Consider the following 20,393-nt stretch of genomic DNA (forward strand, 5'->3'; position numbering starts at 1 on the left):
TTCGCGCGGTCAGCTGGCGAGCAATTCGCGGAATGGGCCGAGGTTGATCGGCTTGCGGAAGGAATGAACCGTGTGAATTCCGTCAGGATCCGTGAGGGCGCGTGAAAACTGCGAGAAATCCGAACGCAGCCCGCTCATGAAGATGATTTTCTTGGGTGAGTGGCTGCCCGAAAGCCAGCGTGCGATCTCGACGCCGTCGCATTCCGGCATCATGATGTCGATGAGGAGGATGTCGGGGTCGAAATCCCGATACTCGGCGGCGAATTCCGAGGAATGCGTCAATGTCTGGACTTCGAAATTCAGATCCTCGGCGACGAACTGGATGAACTCCAGATACTTTTCCTCGCTGTCGATCGCGAGCAGACGGCGCTTTCGGTGACCCTCGTTCATGCGGCGCAAGACCGCGTTGCGGATATCGCCTCGGCCGGCGAACGGTGTGATCTCTGCGTGAATATCGAGGCTCATCGGTACTCTCCAGATGAATGATTCGGCGTTCGGGTGCGGTATGAACGCGTGTTTGTCGTAGATGAATACGCAAGCCATGTGCCAATCGTGATAGGTCCAATCACGATTCCTAAGTATCTGAAAAAATGGGCGTATTCTCGACACCCGAGTCGTTTGACAGGCTCCATTTTGAGAATGATCGTCGCGGGAGTCGCGAATTGCGCACCGCAGGTCGGGGCCGATCACTCCCAGGCGGCGGCGGGTCTACGGGTGTCCGTTTTCGTCAGGGAAAATCGCCGGAATAACCTTTGGAGTTCCGCCGTTTGCAGGGCGAACGTGATGCAACGGGTTTGTAGTAGGCACGCCGTGCGGTTGGCGCGGGGGAACGACAAAAAAATCATGGGATGAACCCGCATGAAGCGCCCGCACATTCCGGGTGTCGAACAGGGAGAAAACACAAATGCTGAAGCAGCTGTTCAGGAGCCTTGCCGTTGCCGGGGTCGCCATTGTGGTGGCCACGGGCATCGCCGAGGCTCAAGAGAAGACTTTCTACAAGATGGGCACATTCCCGCCCGGCACGTCCGTGAACCTCATTCACACGGCCTGGGCGAATGCCATCAACCGTCACGTGCCCAATGCCGAAGTACAGCTTTCGGCGTCGGGTCCGGCGACCCGGCACATGCTGCAGGTCGCGGCGGGTGATATGGACTTCTCGCTCACGTCCATGATCTCGATCCAGCTCATGGGCGCCCACAAGGGGCCGTTCAAGAATTTGAAAGAGGGTGACGACCCGGCCAAGAAACTGTCGATCGTATTCGCCCATCCGATCGGCGCGCGCCACTATGTAGTCTTCGACGAATCACCGATCCAGACCTTCGCCGACTTCAAGGGCAAGAAGGTGTTCCTCGGACCGCCGGGCGGCACCGCCACCCAGCAGAACCTGATCACGGTGAAGGGCCAGACCGGCTACGAACCGGGCAAGGACTTCGAGCTGGTCAAGCTCAACTGGGGACCGGCGATCCAGGCGTTTCAGGACCGCAAGTACGACGTCATGATGCTGCCGGGCATAACGCCCGATCCGCGCATCCAGCAGATCGCGCTGACATCCAAGATTCGCGTTATCGGGGTCGATGAGGCCCAGATGCTGGCCGACCCCGGGACCAAGCGAATTCTCGACAACCCGATGAATTCGTTGACGGATCTGGCACCAAACGCCTATGGCGCCAACCAGATGAACACCACGTCCGTAAAGCTGGTGGACCCGAAAGTGGCGCTGGCGGTTCGTGCGGATATGGATCCCGACGTGGTTTACGCCATGACCAAGGCTTTCTGGGAGAATATCGAGGAAGCCCACGCGTTGGCCCCCTGGATGAGCGCGGCGGTCTCGCTCGATCAGGCGTTGTTCCCGATCCCGAACGGGATTCACCCGGGCGCGCTGCGTTATTACAAGGAGAAGGGGCTCACGATCCCCGACGCTTTTGTGGATGGTAAGCGGGTGCCGCAATAGAGCGGACCAGACCCAAGTCGGATATGCACGCGGCGGCCGGAACGAGGGGCTATCAGCCCAGCAGCGTTCCGGCCGTCGGCATATCGGGGGCCTTGAATGGACAATCTGACCGCCGTTGAGCGCTCGATTTTGGGTGGCATGGACTTCGTGGCGCGTATTGCGGCATTCGCGCTGTGCTTCTACGCCATGTATGTCGCCGGGATCGCGTTGCTGGAGGAGAATCTCCAGCGCAGCTCGTTTTTCGCAGCTGGTGCCGGGATCGTTCTTCTGACGGAACCGCTCGCGCGCCGCCACGCAGCGGCGCCGGGGGCTGTTCGCGCGCTTCTGTGGTTGACCGACGTCGTGCTCGTCACGGCCTTCGTGCTGGCGATGGCGCGGTTCATGACGGTTGCCGAGGAGATGTCGGATTCGATCATCTTCTTCACCGACCATGATCGCTGGCTGGCAGTTTTTGCGGGGCTCGTGGCGGTCGAATTGACCCGGCGTCGGTTCGGTATCATTTTGCCGACGATCGTTGTGCTGTCCGTCCTGTATATGCTGTTCGGCGCCAATCTGCCGGGCTTCCTGCGCCATTCCGGTTTCCCGCTCGGCGAAACGCTCGAATTGATCTGGTGGCGGCCGGGTGAGGGCATCTTCAACCTGCCGCTCGATGTGGTCAGTCGCATCGTGCTGGTGTTCCTGATCTTCGGCGCGGTACTCGAAGGCACCGGCGGCGGTGCAATCCTGCTGAAGATGGCGACGGCCGCGACGGCCCGGTTGCGCGGCGGCCCGGCCCATGCCGCGATCCTCGGCAGTGCCATGTTCGGCACCATCAACGGCAGCCCGGTGGCCAATGTGGCGTCCACGGGCGTCTTCACGATTCCGCTGATCAAGAAGCAGGGCTTCAAATCGTCCTTTGCCGGCGGGGTCGAGGCGTCGGCGTCTTCCGGCGGCCAGTTCACGCCGCCCATCATGGGCGCGGTCGCGTTCATTCTTGCCGATCTTGCGGGTGTGCCCTACGTGACCGTCGCCATCGCCGCGATCATTCCCGCACTGTTTTATTATTTCAGCCTCTTTGCCGCCGTCTACACCGAGGCGGCGCGCCTGGGAATCGGTGCGCTTCCACCTGCCGAGCGTCCCGTTCTGAGCCGTTGGGACTGGCTTCAGTCATTGCGGTTTTTCGGGCCTCTCATCGTGATAATCGGTATTCTGGTTTCCGGTCGCTCCGCCGCGATGGCCGGGTTCGTCGGTATTCTTGTGGCCATTCCGACCGGTTTGATTCTCGAGCGCGGCCTCTATCGCGACCCGGGTGAAACGCTTCGCCGATACGGCAAGGCTATCGCACGGGCGTTTGTTTCGGGCGGGCGTCAGTCGGCGGCGATCCTTGTGATTGTGGGTGCGATCGGCATTTTCATGAGCGTGGTGAACACCACGGGCGTCGCCTTCAAATTTGCCGGCCTGATCGCAGAACTCGGTGAGGGTTCTCTGTTCCTGGCGCTCGGCCTGGCGATGATCTCTTCGCTCATTCTCGGCATGGGGCTCCCGACACTACCCGCTTATTTTCTGGTGGCGATCTTTCTTGCTCCCGCCGTTGGCCAACTGGGCGTGGAGATATTGCTGGCGCATCTGTTCGTCCTGCTGTTCGCGATCCTGTCGAATGTGACCCCGCCCGTGGCTATCGCCGCCTATACGGCAGCCCCCATCGCCGACGCCGATCCCCTTGCGACGGGTTTCCAGGCTGTGCGTGTGGCGATCGTCGGATTCATCATCCCCTATGTCTGGATCTACTATCCCTCGCTGGTCCTTGTCGTCGATTTCCAGTGGGGCGAGTTCATCTGGATCATGTTCCGGTTACCGATCGCCATCTGGCTTGTGGCGACTGCGTTGTCCGGGCATGAGTTCAAGGGGCTCGGTACACCCGAGCGAGCGCTGCGCGCCGCACTCGCACTCGCAGTGCTGCTGGTCGACCCCATGATCCATGCGCCGGCGGTTGTGCTGGCAGTGGCGCTTCTGGGATGGCGTTTTTCCGCGCGGCCTCGGGTGTCCGACGCCGCCGTTTAGGATAGATTACGCCCGTCATAAGCACTTAGGACGGGGTCGTCAGATGTCGGAACCAATTCAAATTCGCATGGGCGGCTATGGTCCGCCGACCACCACGCACAGCCGTGCCCTCAAATTCATCGGCGACCGCCTCGAAGAACAGTTCGGCGACGGCGTGGACGTTAAATATATCTGGAACATCATGGACTTCGGCTACCGGGCCGACGAAATCCTCTGGCTGACCGAATGCGGTATCCTCACGATGTCCTACCAGTCGACGAGCTATCTGACGGACCGGGTACCCGAACTTGAATTCGTCGACCTGCCGTTTCTCTTTGCGGATATCGACGAAGCGCGCGCGGCGTTCGACGGCCCGCTCGGGCGCTATCTCGATGAACGCATCGAGGCCGGGTTCAACTACCGGATGCTCGGCTATTTCGAGAACGGCTTCCGGCATATCTCAAACAAGTTGCGGCCGATACACCTGCCGGCGGACCTCAAGGATATGAAGATCCGCATGCTGCCGAGCGACATGCATGTCCGGACGTTCGATTTGCTGGGGGCCGAACCGCTGCGTATGGATCTGACCGAGGCCATCGAGCAGGTCGTCAATGGCACCCTGGACGCGCAGGAAAACCCGCTCGCCAACACGGTCACCTACGGCGTTCACAACTATCATCCGCACCACACACTTAGCGCCCATTTCTACCTGTCACGCGGTGTCTACGGGCATCGCGAGAGTGTCGATGGCTGGCCGGAGGAATTCCGCAACGCCATGAAGGAAGCGGTGCAGGCGGCGACCGCCTATCAGCGTGATCTTGCGGTGGCGGAAGAGGATATTTCTCAACAGGCGCTGGACGATGCGGGCTGCCAGACAGTTGAATTGACGGATGACGAGCGCGCCACGTTCCGCGAGGCTGTCGCGCCGCTATACGAGGAAGCGCGTGCACGGTTCGGCGACACGATGTTCGATCTGCTGCGAAAGTGAGTTGGCAGCGACGGCTTGCGGTTAAATCTTGACCAGCGTCAGATGGGATTTGCGTTCGGCGTCCAGCACATCCGGTGGCAGTACACCGTGGGCCTCCATCGCGATGCTTATTTGATCAGCGAAGATTTTCTTGCGGAACGGTTTTCTTAGATAAACAGCGCGCGGACATTCTGACAGTAATGTTTTGCAATGGTCTTCCGGGTATCCGGACATCATGAGCACACCAAGATCTGGATTTTCTTTAAGTGCGTACTCGACGACCTGTGGGCCAGATATCTTGCCTGGTAGAACCACGTCGGAAACAATCCCGCGAAACATGAAATTATGATCGCGCAGTTTGCGTAGTGCAGCTTCACCCGTTTCGGCCCGCACCACGTTGTATCCGAGTTGTTCGAGGAAGTGGTTGCAGATATCGCCGACCACGACTTCGTCCTCGATGAGCAGAATCGATCCCGCAGCTTGCCGCTCGGTTGTATCTTCCTGTTCGTAAGTGTCTGGGTGATCCTCCAGATGAGCGTCGCATATCGGCAGATAGATATTCACCGTCGTGCCGAAGTTCGGAACGCTTTCGATGGTCACATCTCCGCCGGACTGACGAACAAACCCATGGATCATGCTCAAACCGAGGCCGTGGCCTTCGTTGTCCTTTCTGGTCGTAAAGAAAGGTTCGAAAACACGGCACAAATCGTCGGGTTCAATTCCTTCGCCGTTGTCGCTGACGGTGAGACAGACATAATTGCCCGATGGCAGTTCGAGATTCTGTTGAATACGCTCGTTCTCGACAGATACTTGGCTTGTTTGCAGTTTGATCATTCCGCCGCCCGGCATTGCGGAACGGGCGTTGACGACGAGATTGAGGACGGCATTCTCCATCTGGCCCGGGTCGATCTTAATGAAGCAGGGCCCTGAACCCTGCTCGTATGTAACTTCAATGTTTTCGCCAATACTGCGCACAACCATGTCCTGCATGTTCTCAAGTAAGTCGCAAAGGTTGACTACCCGTGGCTGTAGCTCCTGATTTCGCGTGTACGCTAGCAATCGCGATGTCAGTTCAGCACCTTTCTCGGCTGCATTGATTGCGATCCGGGTCAAGGGTCGAATGCTATCCGAATCATTCAGCTTCTCATCGACGAGTTCAAGGTGACCGATGATAATTGCCAGCAGGTTGTTGAAATCATGCGCAACGCCTCCGGTTAGCTTGCCCAGTGCCTGCATTTTCTGGTTTTGAACCAGCCTTTGTTCGTTCGATTTCTCCTGTGTGACATCGATGGCGCCGCCATCCCAGACGATTGTGCCTTCCTGGTGCCGAACGGTACCGAAAAGTCGGGCAAAGAAGACATGTCCATCCTGATGTTTGATGCGAATGTCCCGATAGTTGGTGTCCGACGAAGTCATAGTTCCCTCGACCATGGCCGACCAAATATCCCGATCTTCGGGCACAATGGCATCAACAAAGATCGCAGGATCCGAACCTATCGATTTGCGGTCCAGCCCGAACGCCTTTTGTGTTCCCATATTGAGCACAGGATACTCGACGCATCCGTCGGTGTTTACGACGCGACGGAAAATCACGCCCGGCAGGTTCTCGGCGATACGGCCCAGGAGTTGTCGGCGCTCCTCTTCTGCCTTCGCCGTCTGCGCTGCATGATGTGCCTCTATCTCTTCCGCCATGTCATTGAAGTTCTCGCTAAGCGAACGAAGTTCGCGCGGAACGATTCTCGAATGGGTCGGAACCCGAAATGCCAGGCTCCCGCCCGCTATCTTGGTCGTCCCGTTGATCACGGCATAGACAGGCCGTACCAACAGCCCTGCAAGAAACCAGGCGAAAACGGCAGCGATTGCGACGCCGAGCGAAATAGAGATGTATGCTGCCTGGGTTATCCGGTCGGCGCGCGCCTGCAGCTCGGCAAAGGGTTGCGGAACCATCACGCCCCAGCCCACACCGGGAACTGACGTGTATCCGGCGATCATGTTGGCTTTGACCGCCGGCGAATAGAACTGCATCACGCCTGACTCGCCACGCATCATGCGGGCAACAGGCTCGATCTTCGCAATATTCTTTATCGTTTGGGTCCATTCGGGTTTCGGATGGGCGAGAAGTTGTCCCTCTGAATCCACGATGGCCGCGTGTCCGCGCTGGTCAAACGTAATGGAATGTTGAATTTTCTTGATGAATTCGTTGGACAGCGTGCCGATCGCGACGTCACCGTTTGCCAGCTTGCAGGCTATGTAGATGGTCGGCCGTCCAAGGCTGTCGAGTTGCGCTGGCAGGAACTTGGTTCCTGTCGATGGCGCACTGGAAACGATTTCTCTTAGCGTCTCATCGTCGATGGTGGCGTGACCAACAGCGCTGACATTCCATGAACGTACCGGCTCGGCATTCGGATTGTATATGGCCAGCGATCGGAACTTTAGCCGCTTTGCGACCTGTTTGAGATGATGCGATGTTTCGTCGTGCTGCACGGCGTCAATGAACAGATCGAATCCCGTCTCGACGTCATCGGCATAACGCTGGAGCGCGAGTTGAGCGTTCTTGGCAAGAAGAAGATGCTTTTCCTTCACCGCATCAATTTCGTGGGTAAGAACGGTTCGCTCAACCCAGCCGCTTAGAAACAAAGAGGGTACGAACGCGATCAAGGTAAAGGCGACCGTCAGAACAAGACGCATGCTCAGCATGCGCGCGGCACGCTCGGACAGCATTTGGTAAATTTGCTTGTATCCGGTAGTGGCTGCGCTTTGAGTTCTACTGGTCATGCAAATGTCTCTCCCGAGTTTCGGATCAACTGAACTTATAGATTGTAAGATTCCGCGAGTTCAGATTCCTCACGCAGGCGGATCAAAAGCTCCCGGAACGGGCCCAGATGAATGGGTTTACTGAATGAATGAACCGAATGAATGCCATCGGGATTCGCCAGAACCTTCGCGAACTTGGTGAAGTCGGTTTGAAATCCGCTCATGAATATTATGTTTTTAGGACCGGAGGATTTGGCGAGTGATCTTGCTATTTCGATACCGTCCAGGTCCGGCATCATGATATCGACCATGAGAATGTCGGGCTTGAAACCCGAGAAGGCCGATTCGAACTCGGCAGAATGCGCAAGCGTGAAAACCTCAAAGCCCAAGTCTTCGGCAACTACCTGGATAAACGACAGATAGTCGCTCTCGTCGTCGATCGCCAGCAATCTGATCGTGCCCTTTTTCTTCTCAGCGAAGCTGGGAACGGAACGCGACACCGTGTTTCCGGTCGAATCTGGGGCGTTGCATATCGAGGCGTTCGAACTAATCCGCATAACTGCCTCTTCATCTGGTTTGGATTTCCGTCTTGAGCACGGAACCACTTGGTTACCAAATAGTGAAGCAATATAGGTGCCAACAATAAGTTAACGTTCCATGCCTTATGGCGTTGTTTTGAAATAGTAATTAGTTTTTCCGCGCGCTCGCAGTTTGCGATTCGGTCGTTCAGGCATTTATCAATTTCGGAATCGAGCGTGTTGATCATCTTGTGAGACGAGAGCTTGATGTCGGCGATCCTGCCGTGAGGTCCATTTGGGGCACGGACATGGTGCGCCTCCCCGTTTTCATTTGGCAGATCCACGTCGTGTGGAAATTCTCCCGAATGAACCGTAGATTGGCTTGAGGATGCCGTGAATTGAATTGTCGGCACACAAATACGGAGCCGGGGAAAGCCGCCATGAAGCTGGCCACAATCGAAAACAGGGCTGATCACGCTCACGTTGCCGCCGTCACGGCTGACAATGAATTGCTCGACCTGGTCGTTTTGCGCCACACGCTGCCCGCGGCGAAGGAGGTTCCGGCCGAGATGCGCGATCTGCTCGCGGGCGGTGATGCGGCACTCAAGGCAGTTCAGGACTGTCTCGACGCCGTGGCGGCGATGTCGGCTGTCGAACAAACGGCCCTGCGAAATTCCGGCGTTCTTCAGGCCTGGGATGAGGCCTCTTTCCTGCCGCCGGTGCCCGACCCCTCGATCATCCTGTCGATCGGCTTGAACTACAGCGCCCATCTCGAAGAGATGGAGGGCACGCCGACGCCACCGCGACCTACGGGGTTCACAAAGACCCAGACCGCGTTGACCGGCCACTGCGGAGACATCATCGCGCCGCCGCAATGCCCGGACATGATCGATTATGAGGGTGAACTGACATTCGTTTTTGGTAAATCCTGTCATAACGTCACGCAAGACGAGGCGATGGATTATGTCGCCGGCTACACGATTGCCAACGACGTCTCGGCGCGTGATTGGGTCGGTCCGGTTTTCACCGCCACCGAGCCGTTCGAGGCGATTGCCGCCTGGGACCACAACATATTGGGAAAGCAGCTGCCGACATTCTGCCCGTGCGGGCCGGTTATCGTGACAAAGGACGAAATACCCGACCCGCATGATCTTCAGCTGACGGTAACGCTGAATGGAGAGGTGATGCAGTCGTCCAGCACCGACGACCTGATTTTCAACCTGCCCCAGATTATCAGTTACTACTCCACGTTCTACCGCTTCAGCCCGGGAGACATCGTGACCACAGGCTCGCCGCCGGGTGTCGGCGTGGGTCGCAAGCCGCCCGTGTTCATGAAACCGGGCGATCTGATCGAGGTCGAGATCGAGGGCATCGGCAAACTCAGCAACACCATCGCAGCGGCGTAGGCAGGCCGGGATGCTTTTCGCCATCGCGCGCCGCGACAAGCCCGGCATGGCGGCGCGGCGGGTCGAATTGCTCGCCGCCCATGCGGAATATCAGAAGGCGTTCATGCCTCAGATCACGTTCGGCGGCGGGCTCGTCGTCGACGGCACCGATGTCGAAAGCTTCGTCTATGGCGAGGCGGGCATCCGCCAAGTAAACGGTAACATTCTCATTCTTGATGTTCCGGATCGCGCGGCGGCGGAAGCCTTCCACGCGAACGATCCCTATACGCGGGGGGGCATATTCGAAACCGTGATCATCGAGCCGTTTCTGCAGCGGGTGCCGCCACTCAAGTCTGAATGAACGCCTTCGCCATCTTGTACATGGCGTAGTCGATCAGCTTTCCTTCGACCTTGATGGCCGCAATGCCTTTCGCCTCGGCTTCTTCAAAGGCCTCCACGACCCTGGTGTAGTAGGCGACCTCCTTGTCGGTCGGTGCGTAGGCCCTGCGCGCGGTCTCGATCTGATTGGGGTGAATCAGCGTGCGCCCGTCATAACCGAGGCTTTTCGACAATCGGCAGTCGGCGAACAGATCGTCGTCGTTACCGATATCGCTGAACGCGCCGTCGAGCACATAGGACAGGCCGGCGGCGCGAGAATCGAGCAGAACCTTCGAACGGGCGTAGAGCATCTCGGTGCCCTCGACCGACCATGCGCATTTCAGGTCCCGCTGCAGATCGGCGTCCTCGGCGCTGCCGAACGCCATGCTCTCGATGCGGGTGGCGGCGCTCGCGCAATCGAAGCAGCGCACCACGCCGAGCGCGGTCTCGATCAGCAGAATCAGCTTGATCGAGTCCGGTTCCAGGCTCCGTTCGCGCTCCAGCCGTGTGATGATGTTGTCCACCCTTTCGACTGTCGGGACGTCCTCGGCCATGGGATAGACCACTGCGCGCAGGTCGGCCGAGACGATGGCCTCCAGGTCGGCCTCGATATTCTCCGGCTCGCTGTTCACCCGGACCAGAATTTCCGATTCCAGGGTCGGGATCAGTTCGCCGACCTCGGCACGAACCTCGGCCTTCAGCTGGACGGGGACCGTGTCTTCGAGATCGATGATGATTGCATCCGGCGCATACTTCGCGGCCTTGCGCATGAGATCCGGCTTGGTGCCTGGCGTGTAGAGGGTAATCAGAGGGTTGGTCATGGGATTGTCCATTGTGATCGCTTGCGATCCCTAGATGATGTCGTCGTCTTCCAGCGTGGCGATCTCGTCTGCCGAGAGGCCGAGCGCGGCGAAGATTTCGGTATTATCGCTGCCGATGTCTTTACCGGCGTGACGGACGGCGCCGGGGGTGCGGCTCATCTTCGGGAAAATACCTTCCATCTCCAGCGGTCGGCTGCCGCCGTCCGGCGCGGCGACGATCATCTCGCGGGCGATCGCGTGGGGGTCACCCTTCAGATCGGCGATGTTGTTGATGGGGCCGGCGGGCACCTCGTTGGCGTACAGAAGCGCGCTGACGTCATCCAGGGCCTGCTCCGCGATCCAGGCGCCCACGAGCGGGTCGAGCTCGTCGGCATTGGCCACGCGCTGCGTATTGTCCGAAAAGCGCGGGTCATCGATCAGTTCCGGCTGGCCCATCGTCGCAAAGAGTCTCTGGGCGGTGGACTGGGTGGAGGCGGCGATGGCGATCCAGCGGTCGTCCCTGGTGCGGTAGACGTTGCGGGGTGCAGACGTGGTGTTGCGATTGCCGGTGCGGGCCGGCACCTCGCCGGTCATCTGGTGGACCAGCGCGTTGGGGCCGAGCATAGAAAAGACACTTTCGAGAATGCTGACATCGACCACCTGTCCCAAGCCCGTGCCGATGACGTCGCGGTTGTAAACGGCGAACATCGCGGCGGTGGCGGCATAGAAACCAGCGAAGCTGTCGGCCAGCGCGAAGGTCGGCAATACCGGTGGGCCGTCGGGAAAGCCGGTCATGTCGGCGAAGCCGCTCATGGCTTCCATCAGGGTGCCGAAGCCGGGCTGGCTGGAATAGGGGCCGGTCTGGCCGAAACCGCTGACCCGCACCATGATCAGGCGCGGGTTCACCTTCGCCAGATCCTCATAGTGAATGCCCCATTCCTCGAGCCGGCCGGGGCGGAAATTCTCGATGAAGATGTCGGCGTCCGCCAGCATCCGGATCAGCACATCGCGGCCCGCGGGTTTTGAGATGTTGAGGGTCACGAAGCGCTTGTTGCGCGCATAGTGCTTCCACCAGGGATTGATCCCGTCCTTGGTGAATCCGAATTTTCGCAGCGGGTCGCCCTTGCGGGGCGGTTCGACATGGATCACATCGGCCCCGAAATCCGCCAACAACCGACCGCACAGGGGCGCGGCGATGACGGTGGCGCATTCGACGACCTTCAGGCCCTTCAAGGCGGCGGTGTTCGGCGTGTTCATGGGAACTCCAGGGACAAGTCCGGTCAATATTATGGCACGAATGGGTATAGGTTCCGCATGGACCGGTTTGCTTGCCAAATCACCGGGCCTGGCGGTAACTGGACCGCAGACATTGTCGAAGGATGGGGGGAATCATGGGCGTTGTAACGGATGTCATTCTGCCGCTTGCACTGGCGTTCATCATGTTCGCGCTGGGCCTGGGACTGACCCTCGACGACTTTGCGCGTGTCGCCAGACAACCGCGGGATTTCATTGTCGGCGCTCTTTCGCAGATAATCCTGTTGCCGCTGATCGCATTCGTGCTGGTCAGCGTCTGGTCATTGCCGCCCGAACTGGCGCTCGGCGTCATGATCATCGCGGCCGCGCCCGGCGGCGTGACCTCGAATATCCTGACGGCCTTCGCACGGGGTGATGTGGCGCTCTCCATCTCGCTAACCGCTGTGATCAGCCTGCTCAGCGTCGTAACAATCCCGCTCGTTGTCGTGTTCGCCTATGGACAGCTGATCGGCGGTGATGCGGGCGACGTGTCCGTCACCAGAACGGCCATCAGCGTCTTCGTCATCGTCACGGTACCCGTGATTCTGGGTGTCGCCGTGCGACGGTATGCGGAAGGCTTTTCCATCAGGTTCGAGCCAATCGCACGTCAGGTCTCGGCGGTGCTGTTCGTGCTGGTACTGGCCGGCGCGATATTCCAGGAGCGGGCCAATATCGTGACGTATTTTGCGCAGGCGGGCCTGATTACGCTGGTGCTGAATGTGGTGATGATGGTGCTGGCCTATATCATCGCGCGCATGTTCGCCTCGGGTGTGAAGCAGCGGATCGCGATTTCCATCGAATGCGGCCTCCAGAACGGCACGTTGGCCATCGCCGTCGCCACGTTGCTGTTTGGTGGTGGACTGGCCGTTGTGCCTGCAGCCACATACAGCCTGATCATGTTCGCCACTGCCCTGATCTACATCGCCTTGCTCCGGCGGGGTGCGAACGCATGACGGATGAACCCGATCTGACCGACCGAGACGTCTACGCGGTCTGGACAAAGGATACCGTTCGCTATGGGGACCTCGACCCGAATCTGCACGTCAACAATGGCGCGATAAACCAGTTTTTCGAAGATGGGCGGGTGAATTTCCGCCAGCAACGCCTGACGAGCGCGGACGGCGACAAGCTGACCGGTTTCGCGGTGGTCAAGTTCTCTGTGAGTTACCGCGCGCCGGCGCACTATCCCGGTGAAGTGGAGATCGGAACCGTCGTGACGCGGGTCGGTGGCTCATCCTACGGGCTCGGGCAGGGGGTGTTCCAGAACGGCAAATGCGTGGCGAGCGCCGAGGTTGTGACGGTGCATTTCGACCCCGAGACAGCGACCTCCAAGCCGTTACCCGACGATATCCGCGCCGCACTCGAAGGTGCCATGATCGGGCCATCGCACGAATAGGCGCGCCTTCGCCCGATCCCTGACAACGCCGGCGATTGATCTGGGTCACTCGATTGTTTGACCGAGTTGCTAGATTAAACAATCTAATGACAACCAGACGTCGGGAGAAACGGGTGGACCATCAGGATATTGAGAAGCCTCGGGAATCCGAAACGGATGCCGACACGGCTGCGGGGGTAATATCAGGACATCCGGGCGGCCAGGTACCGGTCGCCGAACCAGTGGCAGCGGATGCGCCCGAACAGGAACCACACCCGGCGTCGACTGTCCGCAGCCTGACGGCGCGAAACCTCGACCGTGACGAGGTGCGCCGCCTGTTCGAGACGGGAGAGTACCCCTATCGGAAGAAGATGGGGCGTCGCGCGTATGAGAAGCAGAAGGCCTTGTTGCAGGTTGAACTTCTGAAGGTTCAGGACTGGGTCAGGGAGAGCGGTCAGAAAATCGTGGTCTTGTTCGAAGGGCGGGACGCCGCCGGCAAGGGCGGCACGATCAAGCGGTTCATGGAGCATCTCAACCCGCGTGCCGCGCGGGTGGTGGCGTTGAACAAGCCGACCGATCGAGAGCGCTCGCAATGGTTTTTCCAGCGCTACATCGAGCACCTGCCGAGCGCGGGAGAGATCGTGTTGTTCGACCGCTCCTGGTACAACCGCGCGGGCGTCGATCGCGTCATGGGGTTCTGCACGCCGAATGAGTATCTGGAGTTCATGCGCCAGACCCCCGACCTCGAACGCATGCTCACACGCAGTGGAATCCTGCTCTACAAGTACTGGTTTTCGGTCACCCAGGCGGAGCAGCTGCGCCGGTTCAAGTCGCGCGAGACGGACCCCCTGAAGAGCTGGAAGTTATCGCCGATCGACCGGCAATCGCTCGACAAATGGCAGGATTACACCGAGGCGAAAGAGGCGATGTTCTTCTACGCCGACACCGCGGATGCGCCTTGGACGATCATAAAATCGGACGACAAGAAACGCGCGCGCCTCGATTGCATGCGCCATTTCCTGTCATCGCTGAACTATCCGGACAAGGACCATGATGTCGTCGGGCAGCCGGATCCCCTCATTGTCGGATCGAGCCTGCATGTGATCGGACAAGGCGAACACATCCTCGGCAAGAGCCTGCATCCGGACAAGCGTCGCAAGTCCTGACGAACTAGGCGGCGGCTTCCTCGGGTGTATCGCCCTTGAGTTGGGTGCGGTGCATGATGCGCCGGGCCTGGGCATCGAATGGGTCGCGCCGGTGCATCACGCAGCGGTTGTCCCACATCAAAAGGTCGCCGGGGCGCCATTGATGGCGATAGGTGAACGCCGCCTGGTCGCAATGTTCCCAGACCCGGTCGAGCAGCGTCTCGCTGGCCTCGACGGTCTCGCCGACGACCCAGGCATGCAGGCGCCGTCCCAGAAATAGCGCCGGGCGGCCGGTTTCGGGGTGGGTGCGAACGATCGGGTGACGGGCATCCGGTGCGCCACTGACATCTTCGAAAGCCCTATGGTTCGCGCGCAGATTGCCGGCACTGTCATGGCTGGAGTCATGATTAAGCGATTTGCCTGCGATCGCCGCGTGCAGGTCGGCCGGGAGCGTTTCAATTGCGGCATACATGCTCATGAAACAGGTGTCCCCGCCGCTGTCAGGGACTTCGAGGCTGTAGAGGAGGCTACCCGGGGGTGGCCGGTTGATATAGGACATGTCCGTATGCCACGAGGCCTCACCGTCCCCCAGGACGCCGATAGTGGTGCCGTCCTCACGGACGTTCGAGATGATCAGGACTTCCGGGTGCCCCGGCGGGGAAAACGGTTCCCAGCCGGGTACGGTGTCCAGATCGCCGAACTGGCGGCTGAACGCCGTCAGCCGGGCATCGTCAAGCTGCTGGTTGCGGAAGACCAGAACCTGATGGTCGAGCCAAGCCTGCCGGAGTGCCACGATGGTTTCCTCTGGCAACGGCTGTGACAGGTCGAGCCCGTGAATTTCTGCACCCAAGGCAGGGGCGAGGCTCACCACCGGGAATGGATTATCGGGCGATATGCTTTTGTTTTCCGTCATCTGGCCGCAGCGTGGCTTTGTGGTTCGCCTCGAGTCAACGCGTCAGCGCAATATTGCACATGCGTACGTGCTCTTCGCACCTGCATGGCTACCCCCTTGCCTACGCCTGATATTCGGCTCAAGCTTTCTTCGACCGCACCTCTGGCGAGGTGCGGTCGGCGAGACCCACAACAGGGAGGTGCATATCTGTATGGATCCACCCAATAGTTTACGGATGGTCCCGTCAATGTGCGGGGCCACGGCGTAGATGCCGCCTATGACAACGGCCCGGGTATTTACGTCGATATGAAATGACATCGCTAGAGTATGAACAAACGCGGGTGCGTCGGAATTGGCCGTTCCGGTGGCCCATACAGAGCCCGACATTCTTGTTGGGCCGCGACGAAAATGTCGACCGAACCCCGCCTGCTCCGCATGGCGGGGTTCTTCATGGAGGCTCCGTGTGACGAGGCGGTGGTTTCGGAACCGGCGGAGACGGTGGTATACAGCCTGTTCTTGACTTCGGAGGAGGATCCAAAAGTGGTTGCCAACAAGCCCAAAATGACGCGCCCGACCGTCTATCAGTTCAAGCTCGGTGAGTTCACGATTACGAATATCCTGGAGGGATTTCTCCACCGGGACGACATGCACCCCGTCACGGCGACGAACGGAACGGCGGCGGAAGTCGAGGCCATCGCGAAGGCACACAAGCTGCCATTCCCGCAGATGGAGCATCAGTTCATTCCGACCCTCGTGGACACGGGCGACAAGCTGATCGCGTTTGACCCGGGTTTTGGCGACAAGAACCCTTCACAGGGCCACTATAACGGTCGCCTCGCCGATGCCGGCTACGATCTGAACGACGTGGATTATGTGGTGGTTACCCACTGCCACCCGGATCACATTGGCAATCTGACCGCCGGCGGCAATCCGACATTCCCCAACGCCGAGATCGTGTTCGGCGAAGCGGAGTTCGCTTTCTGGAAGAAGGGCGAGAACATTCCCGCCCATCGTCCGCCGACCCTCGAGATGTTCAACAATGTCTGTCTGCCGTTCGAGGACCAGGCGCGTTATGTGAACCCGGGCGACGATATCGTCAGCGGTGTCACCGCGGTCGATGCCTTCGGCCATTCGGCAGGACACATGGCCTATCATATCGAGAGCAACGGCCAGCAACTGATGATCATGTCCGACACCGTGGCGCATTTCGCGATCTCTCCGGCAAATCCGGAATGGCATTTCGGCATGGATGATGACCCGGTAAAGGCGGTCGAATCGCGCAAGCGCGTTCTCGCGACGGTCGCCGACGACGAGATGCTGGCGATCGGTTTCCACATGCCGTTCCCGTCGGTCGGCTACATGGAGCGCCATGGCGACGGTTATGTCTGGGTCCCGCACAGCTACCAGATGAATCTCGCCTAAGCCGGTTCCTGCCGCCCGCCGGTCATCAACCGATCGAGCGGGCGGTAACCCCGTCTATCGACGTGCCGGGCTGGGTCAGACGCGCGCCTTGCGCGCTGCCGCAGTCAGCGCGAGCCCATGACCGGCGATGTTGCGCGCCGACATCACGCCGTCGGCGGTCATCTCCGGCCAACCCTCGAACGCCTCCTTGAGCAGCGGAAAATCCTCGATCCAGAGACCGGACGTTGCGATGCCCGCGAAATGAACGAAAAGGCCCGGCAGGAAGTGCGGCGCCACGACCGTCCCGAATGCCACGGCGCTGCGCGCCACGGCGAGACAGGGGGTCAGGCCGCCGGCCATGGCGAGATCTGGCTGAATGGTCGCGACGCTGCGATCGGCCATCAACATGTTGAAGCGATCGAGACCCTGAAGATGCTCGCCCGCGGCGATGGCAACCGGCGTGGTGTCGGCGAGGGTCCGATAGCCGAGCAGGTCGCGGGCCGGAAGAGGCTCTTCGACGAACAGCATGCCGCTGTCCGCTGCAGCGGCGAGCAGGCGTGTGGCCCGCATGAGGTCACCTTTCTCGTTGGCGTCGACCATCACCGAAATGTCGTCGCCGACGGCGGCGCGAACGGCGTGCATGACAGCCGCATCCGCTGGCTGCGCGTTGACCCTTGGTTTCACGCCCTGAAAACCGGTTTCTCGGTGTGCCATGGCTATTTCCGCCGCTTCTTGCGGGTCCATGGCCGGGGAAAAGCCGCCGCTGCCGTAGACGGGCACCGGTCCGCCGTTGCCGCCCATTGCCGCCGACAATGCGACGTCGGCCCGTTTTGCGTGCAGATCCCAGAGACCGACATCGAGTGCGGCGAGCGCGATCAGGTTGGGGCCGCCGCCCGTCCGGTTGAAACTCGCTTCAATGGTTCGCCAGTGGGCCTCCGGGTGTTCAAGCGACGAACCGGTGAGGAAACGTTCGGCCAGTTGACCGGCAATCGTGGCCGGAATCGCGCCGCCGCCGCCGATGACATAACTGAAGCCAAGCCCCGTCGCGCCGTCCGCATCGCGGATATCGGCGACGATAATATCTACCTGACGCACACCCGAGCCGCCGCGCGGCGCGTCAAACTTGATCTCGAGGAGCGAGATATCGATGTCGGAAATTCTGGTCATGGGTGGCACGCGCGATAGTTTGAGTTGCTCAACGATAGCTAGCGGGCGGCCGACAGGCCACCATTGACCCGCTGATGGACCATCGGTTGCGTCGCCGATGGAAATTTTCCTTTGGTGGATATTGCCGGGTACGGCGGCACAGATGTAGCGTCGGGTCGTATTCGTCTTGTCCGTTGTTGATTGGGGAGATCACGTGTCGGAACTGTTGGTAGCGAAAGTCGATGATCTGGCCGATCGCGAGCGGCGGATCGTCGTGGAGGGGCCGCTGGAGATCGGTGTTTTTCGATTGGGCGATGAGTTTTTTGCGTGGGAGAGCAATTGCCCCCACGCCGGCGGGCCGGTCTGTCAGGGACGCATCATGAACCGGGTCAACGAGGTGCTCGACGACGAAAAACGGGCACATGGCTATGAATTCGTCGATGCGGATGTCCATATCATCTGTCCGTGGCATGGCTACGAGTTCAATATCCGCACCGGTGCCCATCCGGGAGATCGCGACACGCGCCTGCGCGGGTTCCCGGTTACGGTTCGCGATGGAGCGGTCTATGTCACCATCTGAAGCCGATTTTTCGTCTCTGGCGGCGGTGGCCACACGCGAGGGAGACCGCCGATTGGTTGCCGGCAAGACTGCGGATATCCCGGATGAAAGCGTGCAGCAGCTTCTGACCGTCGCCACGCGACTCTATGCCCGTAAAACGGATGAGGAGGCGCGCAGTTTTTCGCCGCTCGCGGACGGCAGTGTTTTGACGGCCACGGATGTGGCCGTGACGGTGACGGCGCTGATGCGCGCCGCCGATCTGAATCTTTTTGACCTGGCAATGTGGGCCGGGCGGGCGAAGCCTGCCGGGGAGGGCAATGATGACAACGGATGACGGTTTCAAGCGGACCTATCCGCAGGTCGATGACTGGACGGACAGCCGGGAGCTTCTCGCCAACGCGCGCAAGCAGGCTGAGGAACGCCAGCTGGACGATGTATTCATCGTCGATATCGATTCCCATATCAGCGACGGCGGCAACTGGCCCGAGATCATGGATTATGTCGAGGATCCGGTGATCCGCGAGGCTGCCTCGGCTTTCGGGGACGGCAGCAAGCGCGGCGCATTCCTCAACGGTACCGATGGCCTCCAATGGCAGAATGTTTGGGGCCGTATTCCCCATGGCCAGGGTCTGAAGGAAGCCGTCGAGGAGAGCGATCTTTCTCGCGAGACCATCTTGTCACGACGTTGCATGGACCAGATGGGGCTCGACTATCAGGTGATGTTCCCGAACGCGATGCTGTTTCTCGGTATGCATCCCGTGCCGGAAATGGAAGTTCATCTCGCCACCGCCTACAACCGCTGGCTGGTTGAGCGGGTGTTGCCGGAAGACACGCGGATCAAGGCGATGATGTACCTGCCTTTCAATAATCCGATGGAAGCCGAAAAAACGGTCAAACGCTTTCTCGGCAAACCCGGCGTCGCTGGGTTCCTCGTGACTTCGTCACGGCACAAGCCGGTGCATGCGAACGAGTATATGCGGCTCTACGGGATGCTCGAGGAGGCCGGTCAGGTCCTGGGGTTCCATACCCATCTCAACTGGCAGGACGAGTACACCTCCCAGCTCAACCGCTTCATCTCGATGCACGCAATCTCGTTCGTGCTGTGCAACCTGGTGCATCTGACGAACTGGGTGATCAACGGGCTGCCGGAGCGTTTCCCGAAATTGAAGGTGATGTGGATCGAAAGTGGCGTCGCGTGGCTGCCGTTCATCATGCAGCGACTCGATCATGAATACATGATGCGCACATCCGAGGCGCCGTTGCTCACGAAGCTGCCGAGCGAATATATGCGCGAGATGTTCTACACGACCCAGCCGCTGGAGCGGACGAACGAAACGCTTCTGGCCGCCACGATGGAGGCCATGAGCGCGGAAACCCAGATGCTGTTCGCGTCCGACTGGCCTCACTGGGACTTCGATCTGCCGGCGACGATATGGGACCTGCCGTTCCTTGACGAAGCGGCCAAGCGCAACATCCTCGGCTACAACGCGGCGCGGATTTTCGATCTCGAGATTCCCGAAAAATACCGCGCGCTGGCGGCCGAGTAACGTTTTTGCGGTTGGGTTATTTTCCGTTTGCGGGCGACGCGGAATCCAATGTTAGGGTTTTACTGTCGTTCAACAATTGAAAGGAGGTGATCCGATGTCGAGTGAGATGATTGGCATGAAGTTCAACCCAACGTGTCGGGTTCGGACTGCGGAGCAACCTCTCCAGGCCGAATAGAGACACCGGTCTTCACAGACCATGGGCTGGCAACATGCCCGCTCACGGAGCCGCCCCTAACGGGGCAGCTCTTTCCGTTGGGGTGCGG

Annotated in this window: 19 protein-coding genes; 12 read left to right on the forward strand and 7 right to left on the reverse strand. The window is 59.7% G+C overall.

Features of this window, described 5'->3' with window-relative positions:
- Positions 1-9: 9 nt before the first annotated feature.
- Complete coding sequence (locus ABJ363_17935; protein ID MEP4380867.1) at positions 10-465, reverse strand: response regulator; 456 nt, start codon at positions 463-465, stop codon at positions 10-12.
- Between the two features lie 439 nt (positions 466-904).
- On the opposite strand from ABJ363_17935, the gene ABJ363_17940 reads away from it, so the two are divergent.
- From ABJ363_17940 to ABJ363_17950, 3 genes are all read left to right on the forward strand, one after another.
- The gene (locus ABJ363_17940) at positions 905-1,951 is read left to right on the forward strand and encodes a TAXI family TRAP transporter solute-binding subunit (protein ID MEP4380868.1); all 1,047 of its coding nucleotides are present in this window, start codon (positions 905-907) and stop codon (positions 1,949-1,951) included.
- Between the two features lie 96 nt (positions 1,952-2,047).
- Complete coding sequence (locus ABJ363_17945) at positions 2,048-3,991, forward strand: TRAP transporter fused permease subunit (protein MEP4380869.1); 1,944 nt, start codon at positions 2,048-2,050, stop codon at positions 3,989-3,991.
- A 43-nt stretch (positions 3,992-4,034) separates the two neighbouring features.
- A complete protein-coding gene (locus ABJ363_17950) occupies positions 4,035-4,958 on the forward strand; it encodes a TRAP transporter substrate-binding protein (GenBank protein MEP4380870.1) in 924 nt (307 codons plus the stop codon).
- Between the two features lie 21 nt (positions 4,959-4,979).
- On the opposite strand, the gene ABJ363_17955 is transcribed toward ABJ363_17950, so the two are convergent.
- Together ABJ363_17955 and ABJ363_17960 are read right to left on the reverse strand one after the other, a co-directional pair.
- Positions 4,980-7,712, reverse strand: coding sequence for an ATP-binding protein (locus tag ABJ363_17955; protein ID MEP4380871.1), 2,733 nt, complete (start codon positions 7,710-7,712; stop codon positions 4,980-4,982).
- Between the two features lie 35 nt (positions 7,713-7,747).
- On the reverse strand, positions 7,748-8,248 hold the full coding sequence (locus tag ABJ363_17960) for a response regulator (GenBank protein ID MEP4380872.1): 501 nt from the start codon (positions 8,246-8,248) through the stop codon (positions 7,748-7,750).
- 401 nt (positions 8,249-8,649) lie between these two features.
- On the opposite strand from ABJ363_17960, the gene ABJ363_17965 reads away from it, so the two are divergent.
- Positions 8,650-9,615 (forward strand): fumarylacetoacetate hydrolase family protein, encoded by a 966-nt coding sequence (locus ABJ363_17965; GenBank protein ID MEP4380873.1) that lies wholly within the window; start codon positions 8,650-8,652, stop codon positions 9,613-9,615.
- Between the two features lie 10 nt (positions 9,616-9,625).
- The gene (locus ABJ363_17970) at positions 9,626-9,955 is read left to right on the forward strand and encodes a YciI family protein (GenBank protein MEP4380874.1); all 330 of its coding nucleotides are present in this window, start codon (positions 9,626-9,628) and stop codon (positions 9,953-9,955) included.
- Here ABJ363_17970 and ABJ363_17975 read toward each other — a convergent pair.
- Positions 9,942-10,793, reverse strand: coding sequence for a CoA ester lyase (locus ABJ363_17975; GenBank protein ID MEP4380875.1), 852 nt, complete (start codon positions 10,791-10,793; stop codon positions 9,942-9,944). The two genes, ABJ363_17970 and ABJ363_17975, sit on opposite strands and share 14 nt — an antisense overlap.
- A gap of 30 nt (positions 10,794-10,823) precedes the next feature.
- The gene (locus tag ABJ363_17980) at positions 10,824-12,029 is read right to left on the reverse strand and encodes a CoA transferase (GenBank protein MEP4380876.1); all 1,206 of its coding nucleotides are present in this window, start codon (positions 12,027-12,029) and stop codon (positions 10,824-10,826) included.
- A gap of 134 nt (positions 12,030-12,163) precedes the next feature.
- Between ABJ363_17980 and ABJ363_17985 the strand changes: the two genes are divergently transcribed.
- The 3 genes from ABJ363_17985 (at position 12,164) to ppk2 (ending at position 14,606) form a co-directional block, all read left to right on the forward strand.
- Positions 12,164-13,018 (forward strand): bile acid:sodium symporter family protein, encoded by an 855-nt coding sequence (locus ABJ363_17985; GenBank protein ID MEP4380877.1) that lies wholly within the window; start codon positions 12,164-12,166, stop codon positions 13,016-13,018.
- Positions 13,015-13,461: a thioesterase family protein gene (locus tag ABJ363_17990; GenBank protein MEP4380878.1), complete on the forward strand. Its 447-nt coding sequence runs from the start codon at positions 13,015-13,017 to the stop codon at positions 13,459-13,461. Before ABJ363_17985 ends, ABJ363_17990 begins: the two co-directional genes overlap by 4 nt.
- A gap of 113 nt (positions 13,462-13,574) precedes the next feature.
- A complete protein-coding gene (ppk2, locus tag ABJ363_17995) occupies positions 13,575-14,606 on the forward strand; it encodes a polyphosphate kinase 2 (GenBank protein ID MEP4380879.1) in 1,032 nt (343 codons plus the stop codon).
- A gap of 4 nt (positions 14,607-14,610) precedes the next feature.
- On the opposite strand, the gene ABJ363_18000 is transcribed toward ppk2, so the two are convergent.
- Entirely contained in the window at positions 14,611-15,498 is an 888-nt protein-coding gene (locus ABJ363_18000; GenBank protein MEP4380880.1) for a TauD/TfdA family dioxygenase, read from the reverse strand.
- A gap of 387 nt (positions 15,499-15,885) precedes the next feature.
- Between ABJ363_18000 and ABJ363_18005 the strand changes: the two genes are divergently transcribed.
- Positions 15,886-16,899 carry an MBL fold metallo-hydrolase gene (locus tag ABJ363_18005; GenBank protein ID MEP4380881.1) on the forward strand — a complete coding sequence of 338 codons (1,014 nt, stop codon included), beginning with the start codon at positions 15,886-15,888 and terminating at the stop codon, positions 16,897-16,899.
- A gap of 75 nt (positions 16,900-16,974) precedes the next feature.
- On the opposite strand, the gene ABJ363_18010 is transcribed toward ABJ363_18005, so the two are convergent.
- Entirely contained in the window at positions 16,975-18,045 is a 1,071-nt protein-coding gene (locus tag ABJ363_18010) for a mandelate racemase/muconate lactonizing enzyme family protein (GenBank protein MEP4380882.1), read from the reverse strand.
- 193 nt (positions 18,046-18,238) lie between these two features.
- On the opposite strand from ABJ363_18010, the gene ABJ363_18015 reads away from it, so the two are divergent.
- The 3 genes from ABJ363_18015 to ABJ363_18025 are packed head-to-tail and all read left to right on the forward strand — an operon-like array spanning position 18,239 to position 20,130.
- Positions 18,239-18,604 carry a Rieske 2Fe-2S domain-containing protein gene (locus ABJ363_18015; GenBank protein MEP4380883.1) on the forward strand — a complete coding sequence of 122 codons (366 nt, stop codon included), beginning with the start codon at positions 18,239-18,241 and terminating at the stop codon, positions 18,602-18,604.
- Between the two features lie 52 nt (positions 18,605-18,656).
- Positions 18,657-18,917: a hypothetical protein gene (locus ABJ363_18020; protein ID MEP4380884.1), complete on the forward strand. Its 261-nt coding sequence runs from the start codon at positions 18,657-18,659 to the stop codon at positions 18,915-18,917.
- A complete protein-coding gene (locus tag ABJ363_18025) occupies positions 18,904-20,130 on the forward strand; it encodes an amidohydrolase family protein (protein ID MEP4380885.1) in 1,227 nt (408 codons plus the stop codon). Before ABJ363_18020 ends, ABJ363_18025 begins: the two co-directional genes overlap by 14 nt.
- Positions 20,131-20,393: the final 263 nt, after the last annotated feature.

This window comes from Alphaproteobacteria bacterium, from assembly GCA_039980135.1.
In the GTDB taxonomy this organism is placed as follows: domain Bacteria; phylum Pseudomonadota; class Alphaproteobacteria; order UBA6615; family UBA6615; genus UBA8079.